The sequence below is a fragment of the Lentzea sp. NPDC102401 genome (genome assembly GCF_044765805.1).
In the GTDB taxonomy this organism is placed as follows: Bacteria; Actinomycetota; Actinomycetes; order Mycobacteriales; family Pseudonocardiaceae; genus Lentzea; species Lentzea sokolovensis.
Map to the genome: position 1 here is coordinate 239,380 of NZ_JBIWKS010000004.1, position 24,646 is coordinate 264,025.

Consider the following 24,646-nt stretch of genomic DNA (forward strand, 5'->3'; position numbering starts at 1 on the left):
CCTCATTCCACCCATCCGGCTCAACGCAGACGGCCGAGGATCACCGAACGTCACTAGTTGAGAGGGGTGGCCGTGCCGAAGAGGCTCCTGACGAAGGTGATGATCGACTCCGCGCCGTCCCGCAGCCAGCCGAGAGCCGTCTGGACCGCCGAAGCGGACTCTTCTGGCCGGGTGATCAGGAGGAACAGCACCAGCGCGACGCCCGCCAGCACTAGCACCTTCTTGAGGTTCACAGGTACCTCTCCGTCCGTGTGGTTCACCGGTCAGGCGGCGGACCGCCCGTGTCACCCGTCATGGTCCCTCATTCACCCTTGCGATGAACAACGACCACGCCCAACTCGTCCCAGGATCCACCAGGGACGCACGCCTGCAGGGCGGCCAACGTCACCCGAATGGCGGCTAAAGACAGGCCTCAACAGCGCCGATGTCCTGGGCACGAGGTGAACACGGACTCCCTCGCATCCCACAGCTTGGAAGAGAGACTGTTGCACCGGGGCTCACCCGGATGCCGAACTCACCCCATCACGCACCGTCACGCCTTCGTGGCGCTATTAATGCGCACCCGAGCATTCATCCAATTACTCCAGACCGCCGCAGTTCCATAATTCGGCCGTCCGCCACACCCATGTCGGCAAGCACTTCCCCGGTGTTCACCCCGACGGGAACCGGGGCCGTCGGAACCGCCGCGGGAGTCCGGTCGAACCGAGGTGCCGGCGCCGGGTGCGGAGCACCGGACACGTCCACGAACGCGGCACGCGCCTCGTTGTACGGATGCCGCGCCGCTTCGGCGGGGGTCAGCACCGGAGCCAGGCAGGCATCCGTGTCCCGCGCGAGGTCCGCCCACTCGTCCCGCGGCCGGGTCTTCACCGCCGCCGCGATGCGCTCCCGCAGCTCAGGCCAGTTCGCCGGATCGTTGCGCGAGGGCGCGTCCTCCAGGCCGAGCACGCGCACCAGGTCGGCGTAGAACCGCTCCTCCAGCGCGCCCACCGCCACGTACTGCCCGTCGGCGGCCTCGTAGACGTCGTAGAACGGCACTCCACCGTCGAGCATGTTCTCGCCGCGCCCGCCCGACCACATGCCCGCGGACCGCATCCCGTGCAGGAACGTCGTCAGCAACGCCGCCCCGTCGACCATCGCGGCGTCCACGACCTGGCCGCGTCCGGAGCGCTCCCGTTCGTACAGCGCGGCGAGCACGCCCAGCGCCAGCAGCAGCCCTCCCCCGCCGAAGTCGCCCAGGAGGTTGATGGGGAACGACGGCGGCCCCCCGGCACGTCCCAGCGGCTCCAGCGCGCCCGCGACGGCGATGTAGTTGATGTCGTGGCCGGCGCGGTCGGCGAGCGGCCCGTCCTGGCCCCACCCGGTCATGCGTCCATATACAAGGCGCGGGTTGCGGGCGAGGCACTGCGCGGGCCCGATGCCCAGCCGTTCGGTCACCCCCGGCCGGAAGCCCTCGATCAGCACGTCCGAGCGTTCGACCAGGCCGAGAACCAGCTCAGCGCCCTCTGGCGTGCGGGTGTCGATCGCGACCGAGCGCCGGTTGCGGCCGAGGAAGTCGCCGGGGATCGTCTGCACGCTCCCCGGCTTGTGCACCTGGATCACGTCGGCGCCGAGGTCGGCCAGCACCATGGCACCGAACGGCGCGGGCGCGAGACCCGCGAGCTCGACGACCTTCAGACCTGCGAGGGGCCCGGTCACAGGGACCTCGCGATGATTTCCTTCATGATCTCGTTCGTCCCGCCGTAGATCCGCTGGACGCGGGCGTCGGACCAGGCACGCGCGATCGGGTACTCGTTCATGTAGCCGTAGCCGCCGAAGAGCTGCACGCACTCGTCGACGACCTTGCCCAACCGGTCGCTGGCCCACCACTTCGCCATCGCGGCCGTGGGGATGTCGAGTTCGCCCTTGAGGTGCTTCTCGACGCACTCGTCGATGAACGCCCTGGTGACAGCGGCTTCAGTGGCGCACTCGGCGAGCTTGAAGCGGGTGTTCTGGAACTTCATCAGCTCCTTGCCGAACGCCGTGCGCTCCTTCACGTACTTGAGCGTCACGTCGACGGCCGCCTCGATGCCCGCGATGCAGCAGACGCCGATGATCAGCCGTTCCTGCGGGAGCTGCTGCATGAGCTGGACGAACCCGAGCCCCTCGGCGTCCCCCAGGAGGTTGGAGGCGGGCACGCGGACGTCGTCGAAGAACAGCTCGGCGGTGTCCTGGCCCTTCATGCCGACCTTGTCGAGCACGCGGCCGCGCCGGATGTCGTTCTCCACGACGAGCAGCGAGATGCCCTGCGCGCCCTGGGCCGGGTCGGTCTTGGCCACGACGATCACCAGATCGGCGTGCACGCCGTTCGTGATGAACGTCTTCGAGCCGTTGATGACGTACTCGTCGCCGTCCCTGACCGCCTTCGTCCGGATGCCCTGCAGGTCGGAGCCCGCGCCGGGTTCGGTCATCGCGATCGCGCCGACGTACTCGCCGGACGCGAGCTTGGGCAGCCAGCGCTGCTTCTGCTCCTCGGAACCGTAGGAGTTGAGGTAGTGCGCCACGATGCCGCTGTGGACGCTGTTGCCCCACGAGCTGTCGCCGGCCCGTGCCTGCTCTTCCAGCAACACGGCCTCGTGGGCGAACGTGCCGCCACCGCCCCCGTACTCCTCGGGGATGCTGATGCACAGCAGCCCGAGCTCACCGGCCTTGCGCCACAGGTCGCGGTCGACCTGCTTCTGCTCGGCGAAGCGTTCCTGGTGCGGCGCGACCTCCTTCTCCATGAACGTGCGGGCGAGCTGGCGCAACTGGTCCAGGTCGCTGTCCATCCACCGCGATCGACGCTCTGCCATGCGGTCCACGTAACCACCGGGCGGTGATCCACGCCATGACCGCCGCGCCTGCACGGGCCCGAAAAACTGAGCGAAATTCCCACCCCGGTCGTCCAGACTGCTTCACATGCAGATCCACCAGGTCATGCCGGACGAGTGGGAGCTCTGGCGTGACGTCCGCCTGGACGCGCTGGCCAGCGACCCCGAGGAGTTCGGCTCCACCCTGGCGCGCGAGCGGACGTACACCGAGAACGAGTGGCGTGACCGCGCGGCGGAGGGCCTGAAGCTCGTGGCGCTCGACGCCCGTCCCGTCGCCCTGGTCGCCGCCACCGCGCAGCCAGAGGGCCTCTACCTCTACTCGATGTGGGTGCGCGACTCCCACCGCGGCCGGGGCGTCGGCGAGGCGCTGGTCAGAACGGTGCAGGCGTGGGCGGCCGAGGAAGGCTGGAAGGTCGTGCGGCTGCAGGTGTACGACCACAACCTGCCTGCTCGCCGTCTCTACGAACGCCTGGGCTTCGTCGACGTCGAAGAGCCGGAGCACATGGAGTTCCGGGTGAGCTAATCGGTCACCCTTCACGGTCATGGCCAGCTCCTGCGCGCGGGCCTAGCGTGGTGTCATGAGCGAAGCCTTGATCTTCGACGCGGTGCGCACGCCGCGCGGCAAGGGGAAGCGCGGATCGCTGCACAGCGTGAAGCCCGTCGATCTGGCCGCCGGTGTGCTGCGCGCGCTGTCCGAACGCAACTCTCTCGACACCTCCGCGGTGGACGACGTCGTGTTCGGCGTGGTGTCTCCGCTCGGTGAGCAGGGCGGTGACATCGCCCGCACCGCCGTGCTGGCCGCCGGGTGGGACCAGCGTCCGGCCGGGGTGCAGCTCAACCGGTTCTGCGCGTCGGGCCTCGAGTCGGTGAACCTCGCCGCGGCCAAGGTCGCGTCCGGGTTCGAGGACCTGGTGGTGGCGGGCGGCGTCGAGTCGATGTCGCGCGTGCCGATGGGCTCGGACGGCGGCGCGTGGGCGATCGACCCCGCGACGAACTTCGACCTGTCGTTCGTGCCGCAGGGCGTGTCGGCCGACCTGATCGCGACGCTGGAGGGCTTCTCCCGCACGGACGTCGACGCGTGGGCCGCCCGGTCGCACGCCCGCGCGTTCGAGGCGCAGAAGGACGGCCGGTTCGAGCGGTCCGTGGTGCCGGTCGTCGACCAGAACGGCACGGTGGTGCTCAAGGAGGACGAGACGATCCGTCCCGAGTCCACCGTGGAGTCCCTGGGCCGGTTGAAGCCCAGCTTCCAGTTCCACGGCGACCTCGGCTACGACACCGTCGCGATCGACCGCTACCCCACCGTCGAACGCATCAGCCACGTGCACACGCCGGGCAACTCTTCGCAGATCGTCGACGGCGCCGCCGCGATGCTGATCGGCTCCGCGGCGACGGGCAAGGCTCTCGGACTGACCCCGCGCGCCCGCATCGTCTCGGTCGCCGTCGTGGGCACCGAGCCGACGATCATGCTCACCGGACCGGCGCCGTCCGCGCGCAAGGCGCTGGACAAGGCGGGGCTCTCGGTCGAGGACATCGACCTGTTCGAGGTCAACGAGGCGTTCTCGTCGGTCGTGCTGAAGTTCCTGCGGGACATGGACATCCCCGAGGACAAGGTCAACGTCAACGGCGGCGCGATCGCGCTGGGCCACCCGCTGGGCGCCACCGGCTGCATGATCCTGGGCACGCTGCTGGACGAGCTGGAGCGCCGGGACCTGCGCCGCGGCCTGGCCACGTTGTGCGTGGGCGGCGGCATGGGAATCGCGACGATCATCGAGAGGGTCTGAGCTGTGTCGAACTCTTCTGGCACGTTCCACTACGACAAGGGCGAGGACGGCATCGTCACCCTGACGATGGACATGTCCGGCTCCGCCAACGTGATGAACGACGAGTACCGCGAGCTGATGGGCGACGCCGTCTCGAAGCTCGAGGGCGACGACATCTCCGGTGTGATCATCACGTCCGCCAAGAAGACGTTCTTCGCGGGCGGCGACCTCAACGTGCTGATCGCGATCACGCCGGAGAACGCCTCGCAGGCGCTGGAAGGCGTCGAGGAGCTCAAGTCGCAGCTGCGCCGGCTGGAGAAGCTCGGCAAGCCGGTCGTGGCGGCGATCAACGGGACCGCGCTCGGCGGCGGGTTCGAGATCGCACTGGCCTCGCACCGCCGGATCGTGCTGAACGACAACGGCATCCGCGTCGGCCTGCCAGAGGCGACGCTCGGTCTGCTGCCCGGCGGCGGTGGCGTCACGCGCATGGTGCGCCTGCTGGGCGTGCAGAAGGCGTTGCCGTTGCTCATGGAGGGCAAGCAGCTGCGGCCGGAACGCGCGCTGCAGGCCGGAATCGTGCACCAGGTCGTGGACACCCGCGAGGAGCTGATCTCCGAAGCACGCGCGTGGATCCTGGCGAACCCGGCTCCGACGCAGCCGTGGGACGTGCAGGGCGCGGGCGTGCCGGACCTGAAGTTCGGCGACCCCAACAGTTACGGCCTGCTCGCCGCGGCTCCCGCCGTGCTGAGCAAGAAGTCGCACGGCGTGTACCCGGCGCCGGAGAAGATCATGGCGACGGCCGTCGAGGGCGCCTACGTCGACTTCGACACGGCGCTTCAGATCGAGGGCCGCTACTTCGTGGAACTGGCCTCCGGTCAGGTCTCCAAGAACATGATCACGGCGTTCTGGTTCAACCTCAACGAGGTCAACGGCCGCGCGTCCGCGACGGGACAGCGCGTGGCCAAGCTCGGCGTGCTGGGCGCGGGCATGATGGGCGCCGGAATCGCCGAGGTGTCCGCGAAGGCCGGCATCGAGGTGGTCCTGAAGGACGTCAGCCTCGAAGGTGCCCAGAAGGGCGCTCAGGGCCTGGAAGGCATCACGCCGACCGACTCCGACGACGACCTCGCGGGCTGCGACCTGATCATCGAGGCCGTCTTCGAGAACCGCGAGCTGAAGAACAAGGTTCTGCCGGCTGCCGAAGCGAAGGCGTTGCCGGACGCCGTGATCGCGTCCAACACCTCGACGCTGCCGATCACCGGTCTCGCGTCGGCGGTGACGGCGCCGGAGCGGTTCATCGGCCTGCACTTCTTCTCGCCGGTGCCGAAGATGCGGCTCGTGGAGATCATCCGCGGCGAGAAGACGTCGGAGGAGACGCTCCAGCGCGCGCTGGACTACGTGCGGCAGATCGGAAAGACGCCGATCGTGGTCAACGACTCGCGCGGTTTCTACACCTCGCGGACGTTCGGCACGTACGTGATCGAGGCGATCACGATGCTGGCCGAGGGCGTGGCGCCGGCGTTGATCGAGAACGTGGCGAAGAAGTCCGGCATGGCGGTCGGCCCGCTGGCGGTGTCGGACGAGGTGACGCTGTCGTTGCAGCTGAAGATCCACGACCAGACCGTCGCCGACGACCCGTCGCTGGTGTCGGAGAGCCCGGCGTACGACCTCATCCGCGAGCTGGTGTCCTTGGGACGTAGCGGAAAGTCGACGGGCGCGGGCTTCTACGAGTACCCGGAGGGCGGCAGGAAGTTCCTCTGGCCCGAGCTCACCACCCGGTACGCGAAGGCCGACGCCGGGGTGTCCGAGCAGGACGTGCGCGACCGGCTGCTGTTCGTGCAGTCGCTGGAGACCGTGCGCTGCCTGGACGAGGGTGTGCTGACGTCCGTGGCGGACGCGAACATCGGCTCGATCTTCGGGTTCGGCTTCGCGCCGTGGAGCGGTGGCACGCTGCAGTTCATCAACTCCTACGGCGTGCAGGCGTTCGTGGAGCGCGCGGACTACCTCGCCGACACGTACGGGGAGCGGTTCCGGCCGCCCGCCTCGCTGCGGGAGCGCGACAGGTTCTGACCTTTTGGGACGTTTTGGAGTGCTTGCGGCCGTCCTCGTGGCGGCCGCATTCTCTTTCACATGAGAAAATTCTTCGTTGCGATGGTGTCCGCCGCGGCCGCGATGCTGGCGCTGGCGGGTCCGGCCGCGATCGACTCGTACCTGCCGGCCACCGACACGGTCGCCGCCGGCGACGCCTGGGACTGGTGAGTCAGGCCCGGTAGGAGCCCGGCGACGAGCCGGTCCAGCGTTTGAAGGCCCGGTGGAAGGCGCTCGCCTCGGAGAACCCGAGGCGCAGCGCCAGTTCCTCCACCGACTCCCCGCCCCGCACCAGCGACGCCACGGCCTGGTCGCGCAGCAGCTGCTCGCGCACCTCGCGGAACGACGTCCCCTCGCCCGCCAGCCTCCTGCGCAACGTCGGTGCCGACACCCCGAGCTGCGCCGCCACGGCCTCCAGCCCGGACACCCCTCGCCCGAGCAGCCGCCGCACGTGCCCCGCCGTGTCCGCGCCGTGGTCCCGGCGCGACAACAACTCCGCCGGCGAGTGCCGCAGAAACCGCTTCAGCGCCGCCTCGTCCTGCACGACCGGCATGCGCACGAACTTCGGGTCGAACGCGATCGTGGTGGCGTCCGCGCCGAACCGCAGCGGGCAGCCGAAGATCAGGTGGTACTCGGCGGCGTGCGCGGGTTCCGGATAACCGAACTCGGCGCTCTGCAACGGAATGCGGCGGCCGATGAGCCACGACGAGAACCGGTGCCACAGCACGAGGAGCGACTCGGTGAGGAAGTGGTCGGGGTCGCCGGGGATGTGGAGCGTGAAGCGGCCGTCGGCGAGCGACAGCTCCAGCGGGTCGTCGAAGAGCGCGTAGAAGGCGAGGCCGCGTTTGAGGGCCGATTCGAGGTCCGGGCAGTGCACGGCGAGCAGGCACATCATGGCGAACGTGCCGCGCTTCGACGGCCGTGGCCCGAAGCCCATGAACTCGTCGTCGAGGACTTCCCAGAGCGTCTGGATGAACTTCGTGTACTGCGCGGGAGTCACGCGCGCACGGTCGTCCGCGAGAAGGCTTGAGGGGATGCCCGCGCCGTGCAGGACGGCGGACGGCTCCGGGCACGCGCGGAGCGCCGCACGCACGTAATGGATCGCCACGGTCCTGGTGTGCACGACCCACAGTAAACGCCACAGGCGGTGGCGCGGCTCCGGGGAGAGCAGGAGTCGCGTCACCGCCGCGGCGGGCCCACCCAGTGAGCCGTACTCCTTGCCAACGGGGCTTCCGCACGCCCATCGACAAGGGACGTTGTGTCCGTTGACGTTAACGCTATGTGGTCTAGACCAAGAAAGTCAATAGAGCGAAGAGAGCAGCCAGGGTGCCGATGTTTCAGGCTTGTTCCAGTGGTGCTACAGCGAAGCCCGCACTGAACCGCTGGCACCAGATCACGACACTCCGAATGCCGGAAACATCCACGCCGGAAGGAATTTCGTACACCTGGTCGCCACGATTCCCCTTCAGCTTGCCGAGGCTCGTGAATCCCTGCCCGAACGTCTTCTCCGACGAGTTCGACGCGTGCGGCGACAGGTAAACGTACAGGTCAGGGCCATCGCTCGTGTCCAGCGCGGCGAACTGGACCGAATGCCCGCCACCCGGCAGCTTGATGAGGCTCGCCTTGCCGGTGGTCGCGTGCTCAAGTGAACGCCACTGCCCCGTCGCGACCTCTTTCGCCGTTTCCACGGGCGCCGGGACGGACGTGGAGACCGGCGCTGACACCGGTGCGGAGACCGGCGCCGAGACGGACGTGGAAGTCGGCGCGGGGGGCACGAGCAACGCGTCGTGCGTTTCCCGAACCGTGAGCAGCCTCCACGGCTGGAACAGGTACAACCCGACCCCGAGCGCGACGACGAGCAAAACTGACACGGGGATCAGGAATCGGCGATGACGCATACCGAAAATACTGGCCCAAACCGGACCGAAAAGAGCTTACGGAGTTGTTAGGGTCCCTAGCCGTGGCGACACAGGCGAGGATCGGCCAGGCCGTGCTCGGCGTCCTGATGGTCGGCTGCGCGCTGACAGGCCTGTTCCCGAGACCCGTACCGCTCCTCTTCGCCATCGCGGCGGTGGGCACGGCCAACGCCGCGTTCCCGCTGATGCGCACGTTCGGCTCGGCACTGCTGGGCGGGGTGGCGGCCTCCTCGATCGCCCTCTCCTCGGTCCCGTTCGTCACCTGCTCCTCGGAACGCTTCACCGAGGTGTTCACCTGCTCGGGTGACGCTCCGACGTGGCATCTGACCGGAACCGTGCTGGTGGCAGGCCTTGCCGGGGCCAGTTTGGTGCTCGCCCGGATAACAGATCAGTGACGGCGATCACTCAACCGGGGGCATCAAGGAGCCGATAAGGCATCCAGGCGAGCGTTCTCCTGCGACCGGGCTACCCGGTAATCTGCCGAGGAGCGTGATCGCCCGACTTCACACCGTGAGCATTGACTAGGAGGACTGCTGTGCGCGCACTGTGGGCCGCAGGTGGTTCCGCTGTGCTCGGGTCAGCGTTGCTCGGCGTGCTGGTAGGCATGGCGATCCACGGGGCGGCCGGCGAAGATCCGCCGGGCAGACCGCCCGCGTCCACCTGGATCTCGTCCACCCCCGGCACCGCGCCGAGCTCGACGGAGAGCTCGGCCGCGAACAGCAGCAGCGCGTCATCGAGCCCGAGCAGCTCGACCCCGAGCACCCAGCAGACGCCGAAGAAGACCACCCCGCCGCCGGCCGCGACGAACCCGGCCGAGGCCCCGCCCGCACCGGCTCAGACGACGACGACGCCGCCGTCCTCGTCCGGCTGGCCGTGCAGCCCGCTGAACCCGCTGCCGCCGCCCACCTGCAAGAACATGGGCAACTAGTCCCAGCACTCCGTCGCGCACGCGTTGATCGTCGTGCGCGACGGGGGTCAGGACCTTCAGGCGGACTCGCGCCGCACCAGCACGGTGGGCAGCATCTGCTGCTTGCGCTTCACGGTCTCGTCCCTGAGCAGCTTCATCAGGTGCTCGACCATGTGCTTGACCTGCTCGTCCGAGTCCTGCCGCACCGAGGTCAGCGGCGGCGAGGTGTGCTCGGCGATGGTCACGTGATCGTCGAACCCGACGACGGCGACGTCTTCGGGAACGCGCTTCCCGGCCTCGTGCAACGACTCCAGCGCACCCGCGGCCATGAGGTCGGAGGCCACGAACACGGCGTCCAGCGCGGGAACCCTGGCCAGCAACGAGGACATGGCCTTCCGCCCGCCCTCGCGGGTGAACCCGCCGTCCTCGGTGAGCCGGGCGACCCCCTTGTCGTCCAACGACATGGCGGACTTGAACCCGTTCAGCCGATCTATGGCCGACAGCTCGTCCAACGGCCCGGAGACGTGGACGATCTTCTTGCGCCCCAGCGACTTCAGGTGCTCGGTGGCGAGAACGGCGCCGCCCTCGTTGTCGTTGTCCACGAGGTGCATCCCCCGCAACGACCCCCAGGGCTTGCCGGCGTACACCACCGGCAGCGGCAGCTTCTTCACGACGGAGACGACCTCGTCGTTGCGGTGCGGTGCGAACACCAGGGCACCGTCGACGTGGCCGCCCGCCAGGAACCGGTGCGCGCGGGCCTGATCGTCCGGCGAGTGCACCAGCATCAGCACCATCTGCACGTCGACGTCGGCCAGCGCACGCGCGCCCGCACGGATCAGGCGCGCGAAGTGCGGGTCATCGAAGATCTTGGGCTCGGGCTCGGAGAACAGCACGGCCACGGCGCCGGTGCGGCGGGTGACCAACGCCCTCGCGGCGCGGTTCGGCTGGTAGCCCAGTGCCGACACGGCCGCGTTGACCGCCTCCAGCGCTTCCGGGCTGACCCGCGGCGACGCGTTCAGCACTCGTGACGCCGTGGCGCGGGAAACCCCTGCCCTCGCGGCAACGTCTTCCAACGTCGGACGCGCGTGGTTGGACACGAGCACCACCACTCCTCGATGAAAACCTTTGAGTCGCTAAGCAGCTTAGCCCCAAGCGATCTCCGAGGAGGGTCTCCGCGCTGTTCATCGTGTTTTTTCGGCGACGTCCGTCGTGATCGGCGTCTTCAGAGCACGCTCGCGTGGCGTGATCGACACCCTCAGCAGACCGTCCTCCCGGCGTGTCGTGGTGGCGAGACCGGCGCGGGCGGCGGTCCGGACGAGAGCGGTCTCCGAGGGCAGGCACCACGCCACGAGCTCCGAGAATCCGGCGGCGCGGGCGTCCGCCGCCAGCGCGTCGAGCAGGGCCGCGCCCACACCCCGGCGTTGCCAGGCGTCCTCGACCAACAGCGAGACCTCGGCGCAGTCCGGTGTGCCGGTGTGGATGAGCTGACCGAGCGCCACGACCTGATCGCCGCACTGGCCGACGATCGTGGTGCCGCGGGGCGGGCTGAGCAGGCGGTGCAGCCAGCGGCGGGGCACGGTGCGCATGCCGGAGTGGTAGCGGTTGAACATCGTCCGCATCGAACTGCGGGCGTGCAGGCCGGCGACGGCGTCCTCGTCGGCGGCGGAACCGGGGCGCAGGACCAGTGCCGCGCCGTCATCGGTGAGCAGTGCTCGCATCGACGGCGCCGGCGCGTCCACGAGATCGAGCAACGCCTGGGCGCGGGTGAGTTCGACCTGGGTGAACCGGGCCCAGCCGCGCCGGGCCGCCCACTCTCCCAACTGGACCTGGCCGTCGCCGGCCTCGCCCACCGTGACGGAGTCGGCGGCCAGCACCTGGCGGAGCGCCTCCCCGGTCTGGTCCGGGTCGGTCAGCGCCATCCGGGCCGCGCGCAGCACGGCGGTCGGTTCGTCCACCAGATCCCGGATGTCGGCTCGGGTGATCCCGACGCACTTGGCGCCCTCGCTGCGCACGGCCTCGACGAGGTCCGCGGGGAGCACGCCGGCCGCTGCCCGCACGACGATCTCGTCCAGCACCCCGCCGGGGACGGGGATCACGTGCAGGGCGAGAACATTGCAGTCGGCGGCGGCCAGCCGGACGGTGACGCGCGCGAGCGCGCCGGGGCTGTCGCTGAGTTCGAAGCGCAGGCGCCAGGTCGTCGTCATGGCGTCAAGAGTTCATGGAAGTTGTTGCCGCGAGGCGAACCACGGGTAAAACGATTCTCATAGGGTCGCCGCATGAGGAGAACACTGGCCGTAGGCCTCACTTTGCTCACCGTCACGGCACTGGCCACGCCCACCAGCGCCGCTCCCGCCACGGCCGGCCAGAAGCCTCCCCGGCAGGCCACGCTGACGAACTTCGCGTTCCTCCCGGCGCTGACCTTCCTGCCCGGCAGCGAACCGAGCGGCGCGGCACTGGGAACGGCTCCGATCAACGGGGTCACGCCACCGTTCGCGGACCAGCCGATCCAGGGCTTCAGCGGCCTCGTCCGCAACAGCGACGGCACGTTCGACGCCATCTCCGACAACGGCTACGGCACGAAGGCCAACAGCGCCGACTGGCTCCTGCGCATCAACCGCATCGCGCCGGACTTCAGAACGGGCAGGGTCGACGTGCTCGGCGGCATCACGCTGACCGACCCGAACGGCCACATCCCGTTCCCCCTGACCAGGCCCGACCGGGTGATCACCGGCGCCGACATCGACATCGAGTCGGTCACCAGGGGCGCCGACGGCAGCTACTGGATGGGCGACGAGTTCGGCCCGTACCTGCTGCACTTCGACCGCGCGGGCCGCCTGCTCGCCCCGCCGGCGCCGTTGCCGGGCGTGCGGGCTCCGGAGAACCCCGCCGGCAACCCGAACCTGGGCGGCAGCAAGGGCTTCGAGGGCATCACGCTCTCCCCGGACGGCAAGAAGATCAACGCGCTGCTGGAGGGCACCGTCGCCGGTGACACGCCGGGCACGCTGCGCCTCAACGAGTTCGACATCGCGTCCGGCTCGTTCACCGGCACGACGTGGCGCTACCAGCTGGAGGACCCGAACTTCGCCATCGGCGACGCCATCGCGGTCGACGGCAACCGGCTGCTGATCATCGAGCGGGACAGCGCGCAGGGCGCCGACGCGATCGTCAAGCGCGTCTACCTGGCCGACAAGCGCGACAGGGACTCCGACGGCAAGCTCGACAAGACGATGGTCGCCGACCTGCTGAACCTCGCCAACCCGAAGCACGTCGGCGGGCAGGCGGACCCGTTCAAGTTCCCGTTCGTCACGATCGAGGACGTCACGATCCTCGACGACCGCACGATCGCGGTGCTCAACGACAACAACTTCCCGTCGTCGTCTGGCCGCACGCCGGGCAAGCCGGACGACAACGAGTTCATCACCATCAGGCTCGCGGAGAACCTGCACGCCGACCCGAGGGTCCTGCGCAGGCGCTGAACAAGAGAGCGCTCTCACCTGTGGACACGAGTATCCGCAGGTGAGAGCGCTGAGGCCCCCTCGGCCCGTCCTGTCGGCTACACGGCGTAGCCGTGCGCGGGAAGCCCGTTCTGCCCGATGATCCGGGACAACGCGGCCGCGCTCTCCTTCACGGTCCGCTGCTGCGTCTCGAAGTCGACGTGCACGATCCCGAACCGCTGCGAATATCCGGCCGCCCACTCGAAGTTGTCGAGCAGCGACCACGCGAGGTAGCCGCGGACGTCGGCGCCTTCGGAGATCGCCCTGTGCACCGCGCGAACGTGGTCCACCAGGTACTTCTTCCGCTGCACGTCGTGAACCCGGCCTGCGGAATCGACGACGTCCGGGAACGCGGACCCGTTCTCCGTGACCACCAGCGGCACCCCGCCCGCGTCACGGGAGAGGCGGACCAGCAGTTCGGTGAACGCGTCGGCGTTCTGCTCCCACCCGAACCCCGTGAGCTCACCCTGCGGCGGCTGCAACGCCACGCCGCGCAGTCCCGCGTGCGGACCGGCCGGCACGAAGTCGGGATCGGCGGGCGCGACGCGGGTGGGGTTGTAGTAGTTCACGCCGATCCAGTCGACCGGGGTCGCGATGGTCTCCATGTCCCCGTCGCGCACCACGTTCGTCCAGTCGCCCAGCCACGACGTGTCCTGCAGGACGTCGAGCGGGTAGCCGCGGCCGAGGATCGGATCGAGCAGGATGCGGTTCTGCAGGCCGTCGACCTTGCGCACGGCCTCCTTCGACGCCTCCGAGTCGCTGTCGCCCCAGATGGTGCTGAAGTTCAGCACGATCGAGAGCCGGTGCGAGTCGGGTGCCTGCGCGCGCAACGCCTGCGTGGCGAGCCCGTGGGCCAGCAGCAGGTGGTGCGCCGCCTCCAGGGACGCCGCCGCGTCGGTGATGCCCGGCGCGTGGATTCCGTTGCCGTAGCCCAGGAACGCCGAGACCCACGGCTCGTTCAGCGTCGTCCAGGCCTGCACGCGGTCGCCGAGCCGTTCGTGCACGATGGCGGCGTACTCGGCGAAGCGGTAGGCGGTGTCGCGGTTGCGCCAGCCACCGAAGTCCTCCAGGACCTGCGGCAGGTCCCAGTGGTACAGCGTCGCCAGCGGCTGGATGTTCTTCTCCAGCAACGAGTCCACCAGCCGGTCGTAGAACGCTAGCCCGCGCTCCTCGACCTGGCCGCTGCCGCTGGGCTGGATCCGCGGCCACGCGACGGAGAACCGGTACGAGGCGAGCCCCAGGGACTCCATCAGGTCCACATCGGACTGATAGCGGTGGTAGTGATCGCAGGCCGGGTCTCCCGTGTCGCCGGCCAGCACCTTGCCGGGCGTCGCGGCGAACGTGTCCCAGATCGAGGCGCCGCGACCGTCCGCGGTGGTCGCGCCCTCGATCTGGAACGCCGCTGTCGCCGCTCCCCAGAGGAAGTCCGGCGGGAAGGTCAGCACATCCCGCCCGACCTCGACGTCCGAGTCGGTCGTCATTCTCATCCCTTCACCGCGCCCTGCATGATTCCGCCGACGATCTGGCGCGACAGCAGGACGAAGATCGCGATCACCGGCAGCACCGCGATGGAGGCGCCGGCGAGCATCAACGAGTAGTCGGTGTAGTACCCGCTGGCCAGCGTCGACAGGGCGACCTGCACCGTCGGGCTGTCGTTGGGGTCGAGCACGATCAACGGCCAGAAGAAGTCGTTCCACGCCGTCATGAACGTGAACATGCCCAGCACCGCCGCCTGTGGCCGCACCGCGGGGAACCCCACGTGCCAGAACGTCCGCAGCACCGAGCAGCCGTCGACGCGCGCGGCCTCGATCAGCTCGTACGGCACGGTCTCCTCGCACGCCTGACGCATCCAGAACACGGCGAACGACCCGATCAGCACCGGCACGATGACCGCCTGCAGCGTCCCGTACCAGTCGAGGTCGGACATCAGCATGTACAGCGGGATCACGCCGAGCTGCGTCGGCACCATCGCGGTGCCGAGCACGACGAGGAACAGCGAGTCGCGGCCCTTGAACCGCAGCCGCGAGAACGCGAACCCGGCCAGCGTGCCCAGCACGACGTTCGAGATCGCCACGCTCGCCGCCACGATGAACGAGTTCTGCATGGCGAGCCAGAAGTCGACGGTGTCGAAGACGCGGGTGATGTTCTCGACCAGGTTGCCGCCGGGGATCAGCGGCGGGACCTTCTCGCCGAGGACGGAGTTGTCCTTCGACGCGACGATGAACGAGTAGTACAGCGGGAAGATCGAGGCCGCCAGCACGGCGACCAGGAACCCGTAGAGCAGCGGACCTGCCTTGGCGTTCTTCATGGTCACTCCTTGCCCGCGATGCGCCGGGTCAGCGTGAAGTTGATGACCGCGACCACGAGGACGACCAGGAACAACATCCACGCGACGGTGGCCGCGTAGCCGGCGTCGAACAACCGGAAGCCCTTCTCGTACATGTAGAGCACCAGCGTCTGGAACTGCCGGTCGGAGCCGCCGGTCGAGTTGTTCGCGGCGAACCCGGGGTCGAACAGCGCGGGCTCGGCGAACAGCTGCAGACCGCCGATCGTCGAGGTGACGACGGTGAACAGGATCGTCGGCTTGATCGACGGCACGGTGATCGACCAGAACATCCGCCAGCGACCGGCACCGTCCAGAGTGGCCGACTCGTACATGTCCTTGGGCACCGACTGCATCGCCGCCAGGTAGAGCAGCGCGTTGTAGCCGGTCCAGCGCCACATGACCATTGTGGACACCGCGAGGTGCGAGGCCCAGGTCTCGGCGCGCCAGTCGATCGGGTCGATGCCGACGAAGCCCAGCAGGAAGTTCACGATGCCGAAGTCGCGGCCGAAGAACTGCGCGAACACCAGCGCCACCGCGGCGACCGAGATGACGTTGGGCAGCAGCACGCCGGCCCGCCAGAACGCACTGCCGCGCAGACCCCGGTCCAGCAGCGCGGCCAGCCCCAGCGCGGCGAGCAGCTGCGGCACCGTCGAGAGCACGAACAGGCTCAGCGTGTTGAACAGCGCGTTCCAGAACTTGGTGTCGCCGAACAGCTCGACGTAGTTGGCGAGACCGACGAATCCCTGGTTGCCGTCGATCAGCTGCCAGTCGTGCAGCGACACCCACGCCGTGTAGATCAGCGGGTAGAGCCCGAAGATCCCGAACACCAGGAAGAACGGCGCGATGATCAGGTACGGCGTGTACCTGGCGTCCCAGTGGCTCAGCCGGAAGGGCTTCGGCTCCTTGGAAGGCGAAACCGAGACGGCCGGGGCCGTCTCGGTCTCCTGACGCGTCACCGTCACTTGGCGGCGTCCGTCGCTTCCTTGAGCGCCTGGGTCCAGGCGTCAGCAGCCGACTGCTTGCCCTGCTCGACGCGGGTCAGCGCGGTGCCGAACACCGGTCCGACCTTCGAGTCCTTCGTGCCGCGGTAGGTCGGCTTCAACGACTCGGCGGAGGTGGCGAAGATCTGACCCACCGGAGCCTTGTTGAAGTAGTCGTTGACCGTGGCCTGCACCTCGGCGTCCTGGTAGACCTTCGGCTGGCTCGGCAGGTTGCCGGTCTCCTTGAAGATCCGCTTCTGCTGCTCGGGTGCCGTCAGCCACTTGGCCAGCTCGTAGGCCTCCTTGGGGTGCTTGCCCTGCTTCGGGATGGCGAGGAACGAGCCACCCCAGTTGCCGCCACCGCCGGGCGCCGTCGTCACGTCCCACTTCCCGGCAGCCGCGTCGCCGGCACCCGCCTTGATCAGCGCGAGCGCCCAGGCCGGGCAGGTGGTGGTGGCGAACGAACCCTGCTTCAGCGCGACGTTCCAGTCCTGGCTGAACGGCTCCAGGGCACCGGTCTGCTGCTTGGTGCCGAGCGCCGCCGCCGTGTCGAACGCCGTCTTGACCTTGTCGTTCTTCTCCGCGATGTACGAGTCGTCCTTCGCGAAGTAGCCCTCCTCGGTCTGGTCGAGAATCGCCTTGTAGACGTTGCGGGCGGTGTCGACGAACTTCACGTTCGGCGTCTTGGTCGTGAACGTGTCCGCGGCCTTCGCGTAGTCGGCCCACGTCGGCCACAACTTGGCGACCTCGGCCCTGTCGGTGGGCAGACCGGCCGCCGCGAACAGGTCGCTGCGGTAGCAGAGCCCCAGGCTGCCCATGTCCGTGCCCAGCCCCAGCACGAACTCACCGCCGTCGGCCGTGCCCTGGTTCCACTTCCACCCGGCCCACTGGTCCTTCAGATCCTTGGCCCCGTACTCCGCCAGGTTCACGAACTTGTCCTTGGAGGCGCGGAACTGCGAGACCACGCCCTCCTCGAGGGCAACGATGTCCGCGGCACCACGGCCACCCGCGAGCTGAGTCGCGAGCTGCGTGTTGTGCTGCTCCATCTTGACCTTGCGCTGCTCGATCTTGACGTTCGAGTGCGAGGCCATGTACTCCTCGATGAGCTTGTCGTACCCGAAGTCGGAGAACAGACCCAGCGACAGCTCGATCTTGCCGTCGGCCCCGGAACTCCCGCCGCATCCTGCGACCAGAACCATCGCGAGGGTCGCAGCGACGCTGCCGACCAGTCTTGTGCTCATCCGTCCTCCTCGACGACGCCGTGAGCGGCGCTTAACTGTGATGAGAGCGCTCTCACACTCAACCGGAGAGGCGCGGGTGTCAAGCGGTCGACATCGTTCCGTAACTTTGTCGTGGCAGGCAACAAAAACCTGGACCGAAACGCCGAGCGTCTCGGATGGGGCGGCCACAGGGCCCCTGAGAACGACGAAGAGGGACGACCGGGCCCTCGCTCCGGTCGTCCCTCACCCCAGGTAGAGGGGGTTGCGGGCCAAAAGTGACGCGTGCCGTCCAAGATTTTTTCCGAACTCGTGGTTCGAGGGCTCTCTGACGGGTAGCGGGCGCTTGTTCACGCAGGTGAACCGCGACTGGGACTTTTGTGGGCCGTTGCGTGCGGGCAGTCGCGTTCCAGCGGGGTTGGTCGCGTTCCGTGCGGGTGGTCGCCTTGCGAGAGTGGTCCATCAGGTCGTGATGAAGTGCGGGGTTGCGATTGGGGCTCACCGCAACCCAGGCGGTAGAGGTTCACACGGCTCGCTTCGCATCGCCACGCCAGGACTCGTACGTGGTCGCCTTGCGTTGGCGGGCGCCGGGTGGCACCGCGCGCCCCACCGCGAACGCAGCGGAGGCCCGGTGCCCCGACAGCACCGGACCTCCACCGATCCCCCGGTCGTGCGGCCCCTGTTCCGCACTCCCGAACCCGCCTGGCCGCAGCCCCCGACAGCCGGGGCCAGGCGGGGTGTCCTACGCCTCCGCCATGCCCGCGACCACGGAGTTCCGCGCGGCCCGCCGAGCGGGCAGGGCTGCCGCGATGATCGCCGCGACCACTGCCAGGCCGAGCATGATGCCGATCTGGCCGAACGGGATCGAGAAGCTGATCCTGAACTCCGAGTTGGAGATCGCCTCGACCAGCAGCCATCCGAACCCGGCACCGAGGAGCACGCCCACGACCGCACCGATCAGCGCCATCAGGATCGACTCGACCACCAGCATCTGCCGCAGCTGGCCCCTGGTCAGGCCCAGTGCCCGCAGCAGGGCGGACTCGCGGGTCCGTTCCAGCACCGAGAGCGTCAGCGTGTTCGCGATGCCGAACAAGGCGATGATCAGCGCCAGGCCGACGAGGGCCCAGACGAACATCAGGATCTGGTCGATCTGGCCGTTCAGCTCCGCCTTGGTCTCGGCGGCGGAGTCCAGCACCGCCACCGGCGAGGTCGCGATGAACCGCTCCAGGTCGGCGCGGGCCACCGTGATGTCCGTGCCGGGCGCGAGCTTGATCAGCACGTTCTGGTAGCCCTTCGCGGGCTCCTTGAGCAGCGATTGGGCCGAGGCGAGCGTCACGAGGCCGGTGCCGTAGCTGTTGTCCTTGATCAGCGCGACGACCTTGAAGTCCTTGCCGCTGATCGGGACGGTGGAGCCGATGCCGACGCCGGCCTCCTTGGCCTCCTTCTCGCGCATGGCGATCTCGCCGTCCTTGAGACCGGTGAGCGTGCCGCTGGTCGTCTCCGGGCGCACCAGGGACCCGATCGCGTTCACCGGGTAGCCGGTCACGTCGGCGTACTGGAGCTTCGGCGACTCGCCGTACGCCCTGAGCTCGGGCGCGACCATCTCGACGTTGCGCACCTTGGCGAGGTCGTCGGTGAACTTCTGCGAGAGCGGCTGGCTGTAGACGTTCGACTTGACCGCGTAGTCCGCGGGGAACCGCTTGTCGACCTGCTCGTTCATGGTCGCGCGGCCACTTCCGGCCACGACCGTCACCATCGCGACGATGGTCACGCCGATCATCAACGCCGCGGTCGTCGCGGCCGTGCGCTTGGGGTTGCGGCCCGCGTTGGCCGAGGCCAGCTTCGCCGGGACGCCGCGCAGCGCCTTGCCGAACAGGCGGTTCACCAGCGGCACGTAGAGCGGGCCGAGCAGCAGCACCGCCAGCAGCAGCACCATCGTGGCGGCGCCGGTGATGAACATCGCCGGCTCTTCCTTCTCCTGCTGGAGTCCGAAGTAGACGGCGGCGCCACCGGCCAGTGCGATCAGCGTCGCGATGATGATCCGCAGCTTTCCGGTGCGGGCGACGTCGTCGGAGCTGTCCGGCTGCGAGCGCAGGGCGGCCACCGGGGCGACCTTCGTGGCACGACGGGCGGGCAGCACGGCCGAGAGCACGGTCACGACCACGCCGACACCGAAGCCGGCGGCGATGGTCACCCACGAGATCGGCAGGCGGATCGGGGCGTCCTCGCCGCCGGGACCGCCCACGGTGCTGATGAACGCCTGCAGGCCCGCCGAGACGCCGACTCCGCCGAGGAGGCCGAGCACGGACGCCGTGAGACCCATGAAGAGCGCTTCGGCGAGCACGCTGCGGAACACCTGTGAGCGGTTCGCGCCGACACAGCGCAGCAGCGCGAGTTCCTTCGTGCGCTGGGCGACGAGGATCGTGAAGGTGTTGTAGATGACCATGCCCGCGACGACGAGCGAGATCGCGGCGAACGCGAGCAGAAACGTCTTGATCTCGCCCGCGGCGTCACCGACCTGGGCCAGCGTGGCCTGGGTCAGCTGCTCACCGGTCTGCACCTCGTAGCCGGTGCCGATCGCCTTGGTGACGTTGTCGACGAGCTGCTGCTGCGACACACCGGGCTTGGCGACCGCGACGATCTCGTAGATCCGCTGCTCCGGGATCACCGTGCGCAGGCCCTCCGGCGAGACCAGGACGTGGTCGCTGCCGGACATCGAGATGCTGCTGGCGCCCTGCTGGTAGGTGCCGACGATGGTGAACGCGTGCTCGGCGTTCTCCTCGTCGAGCAGCTTGAGCTTGTCGCCGACCTTGAGCTTGGCGACCTGGGCGGTCTTGGTGTCGATCGCGGCCTCGTCGGCCTTGACCGGGAACTTGCCGTCCTTGAGGTTGAAGTCGCGCAGCTTCTCCGTCGTGGGCAGCGGCTGCACCAGCGCGCTGCGCGCCTTGCCCTCCCCGCTGAGCAACGCGGCGCTGCCGAACTCACGCGAGTCCGCGCCGTCGACACCGGGGGTGTTGCGGATCTTCTGCAGGAAGTCGGCCGGGATGCCCTTCTCCCGGTCCGGGCTGTTCTCGCCCATGTGCACGGCCGCGTCGACGTTGCGGGCGCTGCGGGCGAAGTTGTCCCTGGTCTGTTCCCCGACGGCGTCGCCGAGCACGAGCGTGCCCGTCACGAACGCGACGCCGAGCGCGATGGCGATGCTGGACAGCACCAGCCTCGCCGTGCGGGCTCGCAGGCCCGCAAGGATCGTCTTCAGCATCGGTAGCTCACGCCCCCAGGTGCGTGAGGGCGTTGACGACGGACTCGGTGGTGGGCTGGTGGATCTCGCCCGCGAGCCGGCCGTCGGCGAGCAGCACCACGCGGTCCGCGTAGCTCGCGGCCACCGGGTCGTGCGTCACCATGATCACGGTCTGGCCCATCTTGCGGACCGACATGCGCAGGAAGTCGAGGACCTCGGCGCCGCTGCGGGAGTCCAGGTTGCCGGTCGGCTCGTCGGCGAAGATGACCTCGGGACGGGCGACCAGGGCACGGGCACAGGCCACGCGCTGCTGCTGGCCACCGGACAGCTCGGTCGGGCGGTGGGTGAGACGGTCGCGCAGGCCCAGCACGTTGACGATCGTGTCGAACCATTCCTTGTCGGGCTTGCGGCCGGCGAGCTCCAGGCCCAGCAGGATGTTCTGCTCGGCGGTCAGCGTCGGCAGCAGGTTGAAGGCCTGGAACACGAAGCCGACGCGGTCGCGGCGCAGCTTGGTCAGGTCCTTGTCGTTCAGCTTGGTGATCTCGGTCTGTCCGATGTGGATCTCGCCGCTGTCCACCGTGTCCAGTCCCGCGAGGCAGTGCATCAGCGTGGACTTGCCGGAGCCGGACGGGCCCATGATCGCGGTGAAGCGGCCGGCCTGGAACGCCACGTTGACGCCGTCGAGCGCCCGCACCGCGGTGTCACCCTTGCCGTAGACCTTCACCAGGTTGTGGGCCGCCGCGGCGGTCCGGGTGCCGACCTCGGACACCAGTGCAGACATGTGACTTGCCTTCCTCACAGGGGATGTTCCTCGACGAGGAAGAAGCTATGAGGAAGCTGAGTGCGCGGACATCAACTCGGCGACGCGTTGCGCGTCAGCCTGAGGTATGACAACCAGGGCTATTCCAGCAGACCCCGGTCGTACGCGATGGCCACGGCCTCCGCGCGCCGCGAGGCACCGAGCTTGGCCATGATCCGGGAAAGGTGCACGGAAACGGTCTTCTCGCTGATGTAGAGCTCCTCGCCGACCTCGCGGTTCGTCCGTCCCGAGGCCACCAGGCCGAGCACGTCGCGTTCGCGCGGGGTGAAGAGATCGACCTGCTCGCGCACCGGTTCGTCAGCCCTGAGGGTGATGCGGGCCCGCTTGGCGCACGACGCCACGGCCTCGGCGAGCGGAACGGCCTTGAGCCTCGTCGCCACCTCGTCGGCCAGGCGGAGCTGCTCGGCCGCCTCCTCGCGGCGATCCGCGCCCAGCAACGCCTCCGCGAGCCGCCACCGGCACAGCGCCTGCTCGAACACGACCCCGTAGGCGAACTCGTCGACGGCCGCCTGCCACAGCTCCGGGTCGCCCGCGCCGGTCAGCCTGGACTCCTCGGCGAGCGCGCGAGCCAGCCAGGCACGTCCCTCCGGACCCAGCACTCCGGCGCGCGGCTTGCCGTTCTCCGCGGTCAGCCGCACGTGCTCGGCGAGTTCGTGTCCTGCCGCGACCGCGTTCTTCTCGGCGTCGGCGTCCCGCTTGCGACGGGCCTTCGCGGCGATCTCCGCGTGCGCCGCGATGCCGATCGCGCCGATCCTGATGCCCGCGAGCATCCACGGACCACCGAGCTTGCGCGCCCACGCCAACGCGTCTGTGACGCGCTCGACGGCCAGTTCGGGACGGCCGCGCCACAACGCGAGCTCCGCACCCGTGCCGCCGTTGATCAGCGCGATCTGGATGTCGCGGTGCCAGTCGCTGCGCAGCTTCGTGATCATCCGTTCGGACTCGGCCAGGTCGCCGCGCGAGACGGTGAGGTGCGTGCTCGCCGACGCCAGCCGGGCCAGCACCGTCGACGAGACGGACATGCCGGGCGGTTCGCTGGCCCACGCCGCGTAGTCCCAGTCGCCGATGTAGTAGTGCACGAGCACCTGCAGGATGCGGATCTCCAGGCCGTACATGCTCCACGTCAGGCCGGTCTCCTTGGCCCGATCACCGGCCATGTTGTAGACGCGGGCGGCCTCGGCCAGTTCGCCGCGGTCGTAGTGCATCAGGCCGTAGTAGTACCAAGCCCTCAGTTCGTTGTTGAACGCTCCGACCTCGCGCGCGCACTGGATCGCACGCTCGAAGCTGGCCTTCGCCTCGTCCGGCTGGCCGGCGTGGTCGTCGAGGATCGCGAGGGTGCCGAGCCCGTCCGCGACCGCACCCGGCGCGTTCGCCGTCTGGCCGTCCGCGATCGCGAGTTCGGCGGCTTCCCGCGCTTTGGCGTCCTCGCGTTGCTGGCGCAGGGAAGACGCCTTGCCCGCGAACACACGGGCGCGGGTGGGGCTGGGCTCGCGGTCCTGCACCAGGGCGAGCGCCTTGCCGAGGATCAGGAAGTGCTCTTCCTCGTTGCCGTCGAGGATCGAGAGCGCCTGCGAGAGCCGCAGCCAGACCTCGGCGGCCTCCTCCGGCGTCTGCTCGGCGCCGATGGCCTTGGTGGCGCTGCGGGCGAACGCGACGGCGCGTTCCGGCTGCCCGGCCGTGCCCGCGACCCAGGAGGCACGCCGGAGCAGCACCGACTCGTCCACATCGGACGGACGGTCGGCCTCGGCGACGGCGTTCCACAGGTTGAGCGCCTTCTCCAGGTACCGCAACGACTCCGCGGGCGCGCCGGCGCGTTCGGCCTCCTTCGACGCCTTGATCGAGGCCTCCAGGGCCAGCGGCAGGTTGTGACTCTCGAACGCGTGGTGGGCCAGTGCCGCCGCGCCACCGCGTTCGTCCGGCCGCTGGGCCAGGTGATGTGCGTAGGCGGCGTGCAGCCGGCCCCGTTCGCCGGGCAGCAGGTCGCCGTAGACCGCCTCCCGGACCAGGGCGTGGCGGAAGGCGTAGACCTCGTCGTCGTTCACGACGAGCAGGTGGTGCTGGATCAGCTCGCGCAGGGCGGTGTCGAACGCGATGTCCGCCATGCCCGCGACCTCGTGCAGCCGGTAGTGGCGGACCCGGCGGCCCCAGACCGACGCGACGCGGACGACGTGTTGTGCCTCTGGCCCAAGGCTTTCGACCCGGCTGAGCAGCACATCGGCGAGCGCGGAAGGCAGCGACCTGGCGTCGTCACAGGTGGCCACCGCGATCAGTTCCTCCGCGAAGAACGCGTTGCCCTCGGAGCGTTCCGCGACCTGCTGGAGGACGTCCTCCGGCAGGTCGTCGGACAGGGCCTCGACGAACCGGCGGGCGTCGGCGGCGTTGAACGGCGAGAGGTCCAGGCGGTCGACGGCGGGCAGCCGGACCAGCTCGGACAGCAAGGGGCGCAACGGATGGCTGCGGTGCAGGTCGTCCGCGCGGTAGGTGCCGACCACCAGCAGGCGCTGGGAACGCAGGCGGGACAACAGGAACGACAGCAGGTACCGGGTGGACGCGTCCGCCCAGTGCAGGTCCTCGACCACGAACAGCACGCGCTGTCGTTCGGAGAGATCGCCGAGAAGCCCGAGCACGGCGTCGAACAGCTGAAGCTGTCCGACGTCCTGCTCGGGCCTGCGGCCTGGAATGAGGCTCGGCGCGATCATGCCCTCGGTGCCGGGCTCGCGTTCGGCGGGCAACGTCAGCTGCGGCAGCAACATCGCGAGCGCCGGCCGGTTCGCCACGTCGCTCTTCAACTTGCCCAGCGCCTCGGCGAACGGCAGGTACGGCAGGCCGGTCTCGCCGACGTCCAGACACCGTCCCATGAGGACGAGGGTGTCGTCGGCGCTCGCGGCCAGTTCGTCGATCAGCCGCGTCTTGCCCACACCGGCGTCACCGGCGAGCAGCACCGCCCCCGCGGTGCCCTCCCCTGCCTGCGCCAGCGCGGCACGCAACCGGTCCAGTTCCCGATCGCGTGCGACCAACGGAATTCCGGAACCAAGGCGCGCCACAAGAGGCATGGTT

At 69.1% G+C, this 24,646-nt stretch carries 21 protein-coding genes; 7 read left to right on the forward strand and 14 right to left on the reverse strand.

What is annotated here, in order from left to right; all coding sequences use genetic code 11:
- Window positions 1-53: 53 nt before the first annotated feature.
- The 3 genes from ACIRG5_RS16200 to ACIRG5_RS16210 all read right to left on the reverse strand — a co-directional run bounded on the left by ACIRG5_RS16200 (window position 54) and on the right by ACIRG5_RS16210 (window position 2,828).
- A complete protein-coding gene (locus ACIRG5_RS16200; RefSeq protein WP_330273407.1) occupies window positions 54-233 on the reverse strand; it encodes a hypothetical protein in 180 nt (59 codons plus the stop codon).
- Window positions 234-570: 337 nt separating this feature from the next.
- Window positions 571-1,695 carry a CaiB/BaiF CoA transferase family protein gene (locus ACIRG5_RS16205; RefSeq protein WP_402905332.1) on the reverse strand — a complete coding sequence of 375 codons (1,125 nt, stop codon included), beginning with the start codon at window positions 1,693-1,695 and terminating at the stop codon, window positions 571-573.
- On the reverse strand, window positions 1,692-2,828 hold the full coding sequence (locus ACIRG5_RS16210) for an acyl-CoA dehydrogenase family protein (protein WP_402905334.1): 1,137 nt from the start codon (window positions 2,826-2,828) through the stop codon (window positions 1,692-1,694). Before ACIRG5_RS16210 ends, ACIRG5_RS16205 begins: the two co-directional genes overlap by 4 nt.
- Before the next feature lie 106 nt (window positions 2,829-2,934).
- Between ACIRG5_RS16210 and ACIRG5_RS16215 the strand changes: the two genes are divergently transcribed.
- From ACIRG5_RS16215 to ACIRG5_RS16230, 4 genes are all read left to right on the forward strand, one after another.
- Window positions 2,935-3,369 (forward strand): GNAT family N-acetyltransferase, encoded by a 435-nt coding sequence (locus tag ACIRG5_RS16215; RefSeq protein WP_402905335.1) that lies wholly within the window; start codon window positions 2,935-2,937, stop codon window positions 3,367-3,369.
- Between the two features lie 55 nt (window positions 3,370-3,424).
- Window positions 3,425-4,627, forward strand: coding sequence for an acetyl-CoA C-acetyltransferase (locus ACIRG5_RS16220; protein ID WP_319977214.1), 1,203 nt, complete (start codon window positions 3,425-3,427; stop codon window positions 4,625-4,627).
- Between the two features lie 66 nt (window positions 4,628-4,693).
- Entirely contained in the window at window positions 4,694-6,673 is a 1,980-nt protein-coding gene (locus ACIRG5_RS16225; protein ID WP_402906173.1) for a 3-hydroxyacyl-CoA dehydrogenase NAD-binding domain-containing protein, read from the forward strand.
- Between the two features lie 60 nt (window positions 6,674-6,733).
- Window positions 6,734-6,862, forward strand: coding sequence for a hypothetical protein (locus ACIRG5_RS16230; protein WP_319977216.1), 129 nt, complete (start codon window positions 6,734-6,736; stop codon window positions 6,860-6,862).
- Window position 6,863: 1 nt separating this feature from the next.
- Here ACIRG5_RS16230 and ACIRG5_RS16235 read toward each other — a convergent pair whose 3' ends face one another.
- Window positions 6,864-7,814, reverse strand: coding sequence for an AraC family transcriptional regulator (locus ACIRG5_RS16235; protein ID WP_402905338.1), 951 nt, complete (start codon window positions 7,812-7,814; stop codon window positions 6,864-6,866).
- Between the two features lie 214 nt (window positions 7,815-8,028).
- Window positions 8,029-8,562, reverse strand: a complete 534-nt coding sequence (locus ACIRG5_RS16240) for a DM13 domain-containing protein (RefSeq protein WP_402905340.1) — start codon at window positions 8,560-8,562, stop codon at window positions 8,029-8,031.
- 89 nt (window positions 8,563-8,651) lie between these two features.
- Between ACIRG5_RS16240 and ACIRG5_RS16245 the strand changes: the two genes are divergently transcribed.
- Window positions 8,652-9,002 carry a hypothetical protein gene (locus ACIRG5_RS16245; protein WP_319977219.1) on the forward strand — a complete coding sequence of 117 codons (351 nt, stop codon included), beginning with the start codon at window positions 8,652-8,654 and terminating at the stop codon, window positions 9,000-9,002.
- 140 nt (window positions 9,003-9,142) lie between these two features.
- The gene (locus ACIRG5_RS16250; protein WP_402905342.1) at window positions 9,143-9,535 is read left to right on the forward strand and encodes a hypothetical protein; all 393 of its coding nucleotides are present in this window, start codon (window positions 9,143-9,145) and stop codon (window positions 9,533-9,535) included.
- A 56-nt stretch (window positions 9,536-9,591) separates the two neighbouring features.
- On the opposite strand, the gene ACIRG5_RS16255 is transcribed toward ACIRG5_RS16250, so the two are convergent.
- Window positions 9,592-10,620, reverse strand: coding sequence for a LacI family DNA-binding transcriptional regulator (locus tag ACIRG5_RS16255; protein WP_402905344.1), 1,029 nt, complete (start codon window positions 10,618-10,620; stop codon window positions 9,592-9,594).
- 75 nt (window positions 10,621-10,695) lie between these two features.
- A complete protein-coding gene (locus tag ACIRG5_RS16260; RefSeq protein ID WP_402905345.1) occupies window positions 10,696-11,718 on the reverse strand; it encodes a GNAT family N-acetyltransferase in 1,023 nt (340 codons plus the stop codon).
- Between the two features lie 72 nt (window positions 11,719-11,790).
- On the opposite strand from ACIRG5_RS16260, the gene ACIRG5_RS16265 reads away from it, so the two are divergent.
- Window positions 11,791-12,990, forward strand: a complete 1,200-nt coding sequence (locus ACIRG5_RS16265; RefSeq protein ID WP_402905346.1) for an esterase-like activity of phytase family protein — start codon at window positions 11,791-11,793, stop codon at window positions 12,988-12,990.
- 77 nt (window positions 12,991-13,067) lie between these two features.
- Here the strand turns inward: ACIRG5_RS16265 and ACIRG5_RS16270 are convergent, their stop codons facing one another.
- The 7 genes from ACIRG5_RS16270 to ACIRG5_RS16300 all read right to left on the reverse strand — a co-directional run bounded on the left by ACIRG5_RS16270 (window position 13,068) and on the right by ACIRG5_RS16300 (window position 24,642).
- On the reverse strand, window positions 13,068-14,495 hold the full coding sequence (locus tag ACIRG5_RS16270) for a GH1 family beta-glucosidase (RefSeq protein WP_402905348.1): 1,428 nt from the start codon (window positions 14,493-14,495) through the stop codon (window positions 13,068-13,070).
- Window positions 14,492-15,316, reverse strand: a complete 825-nt coding sequence (locus tag ACIRG5_RS16275; RefSeq protein ID WP_402905350.1) for a carbohydrate ABC transporter permease — start codon at window positions 15,314-15,316, stop codon at window positions 14,492-14,494. The genes ACIRG5_RS16270 and ACIRG5_RS16275 overlap by 4 nt, the downstream gene beginning before the upstream one ends.
- Before the next feature lie 2 nt (window positions 15,317-15,318).
- Window positions 15,319-16,218: a sugar ABC transporter permease gene (locus ACIRG5_RS16280; RefSeq protein ID WP_319977842.1), complete on the reverse strand. Its 900-nt coding sequence runs from the start codon at window positions 16,216-16,218 to the stop codon at window positions 15,319-15,321.
- Between the two features lie 74 nt (window positions 16,219-16,292).
- Window positions 16,293-17,555: an extracellular solute-binding protein gene (locus tag ACIRG5_RS16285; protein WP_402905351.1), complete on the reverse strand. Its 1,263-nt coding sequence runs from the start codon at window positions 17,553-17,555 to the stop codon at window positions 16,293-16,295.
- A 718-nt stretch (window positions 17,556-18,273) separates the two neighbouring features.
- Window positions 18,274-20,790 (reverse strand): ABC transporter permease, encoded by a 2,517-nt coding sequence (locus ACIRG5_RS16290; protein WP_402905353.1) that lies wholly within the window; start codon window positions 20,788-20,790, stop codon window positions 18,274-18,276.
- 7 nt (window positions 20,791-20,797) lie between these two features.
- Window positions 20,798-21,550: an ABC transporter ATP-binding protein gene (locus ACIRG5_RS16295; RefSeq protein WP_402905354.1), complete on the reverse strand. Its 753-nt coding sequence runs from the start codon at window positions 21,548-21,550 to the stop codon at window positions 20,798-20,800.
- Between the two features lie 119 nt (window positions 21,551-21,669).
- Window positions 21,670-24,642, reverse strand: a complete 2,973-nt coding sequence (locus ACIRG5_RS16300; protein ID WP_402905356.1) for a helix-turn-helix transcriptional regulator — start codon at window positions 24,640-24,642, stop codon at window positions 21,670-21,672.
- Window positions 24,643-24,646: the final 4 nt, after the last annotated feature.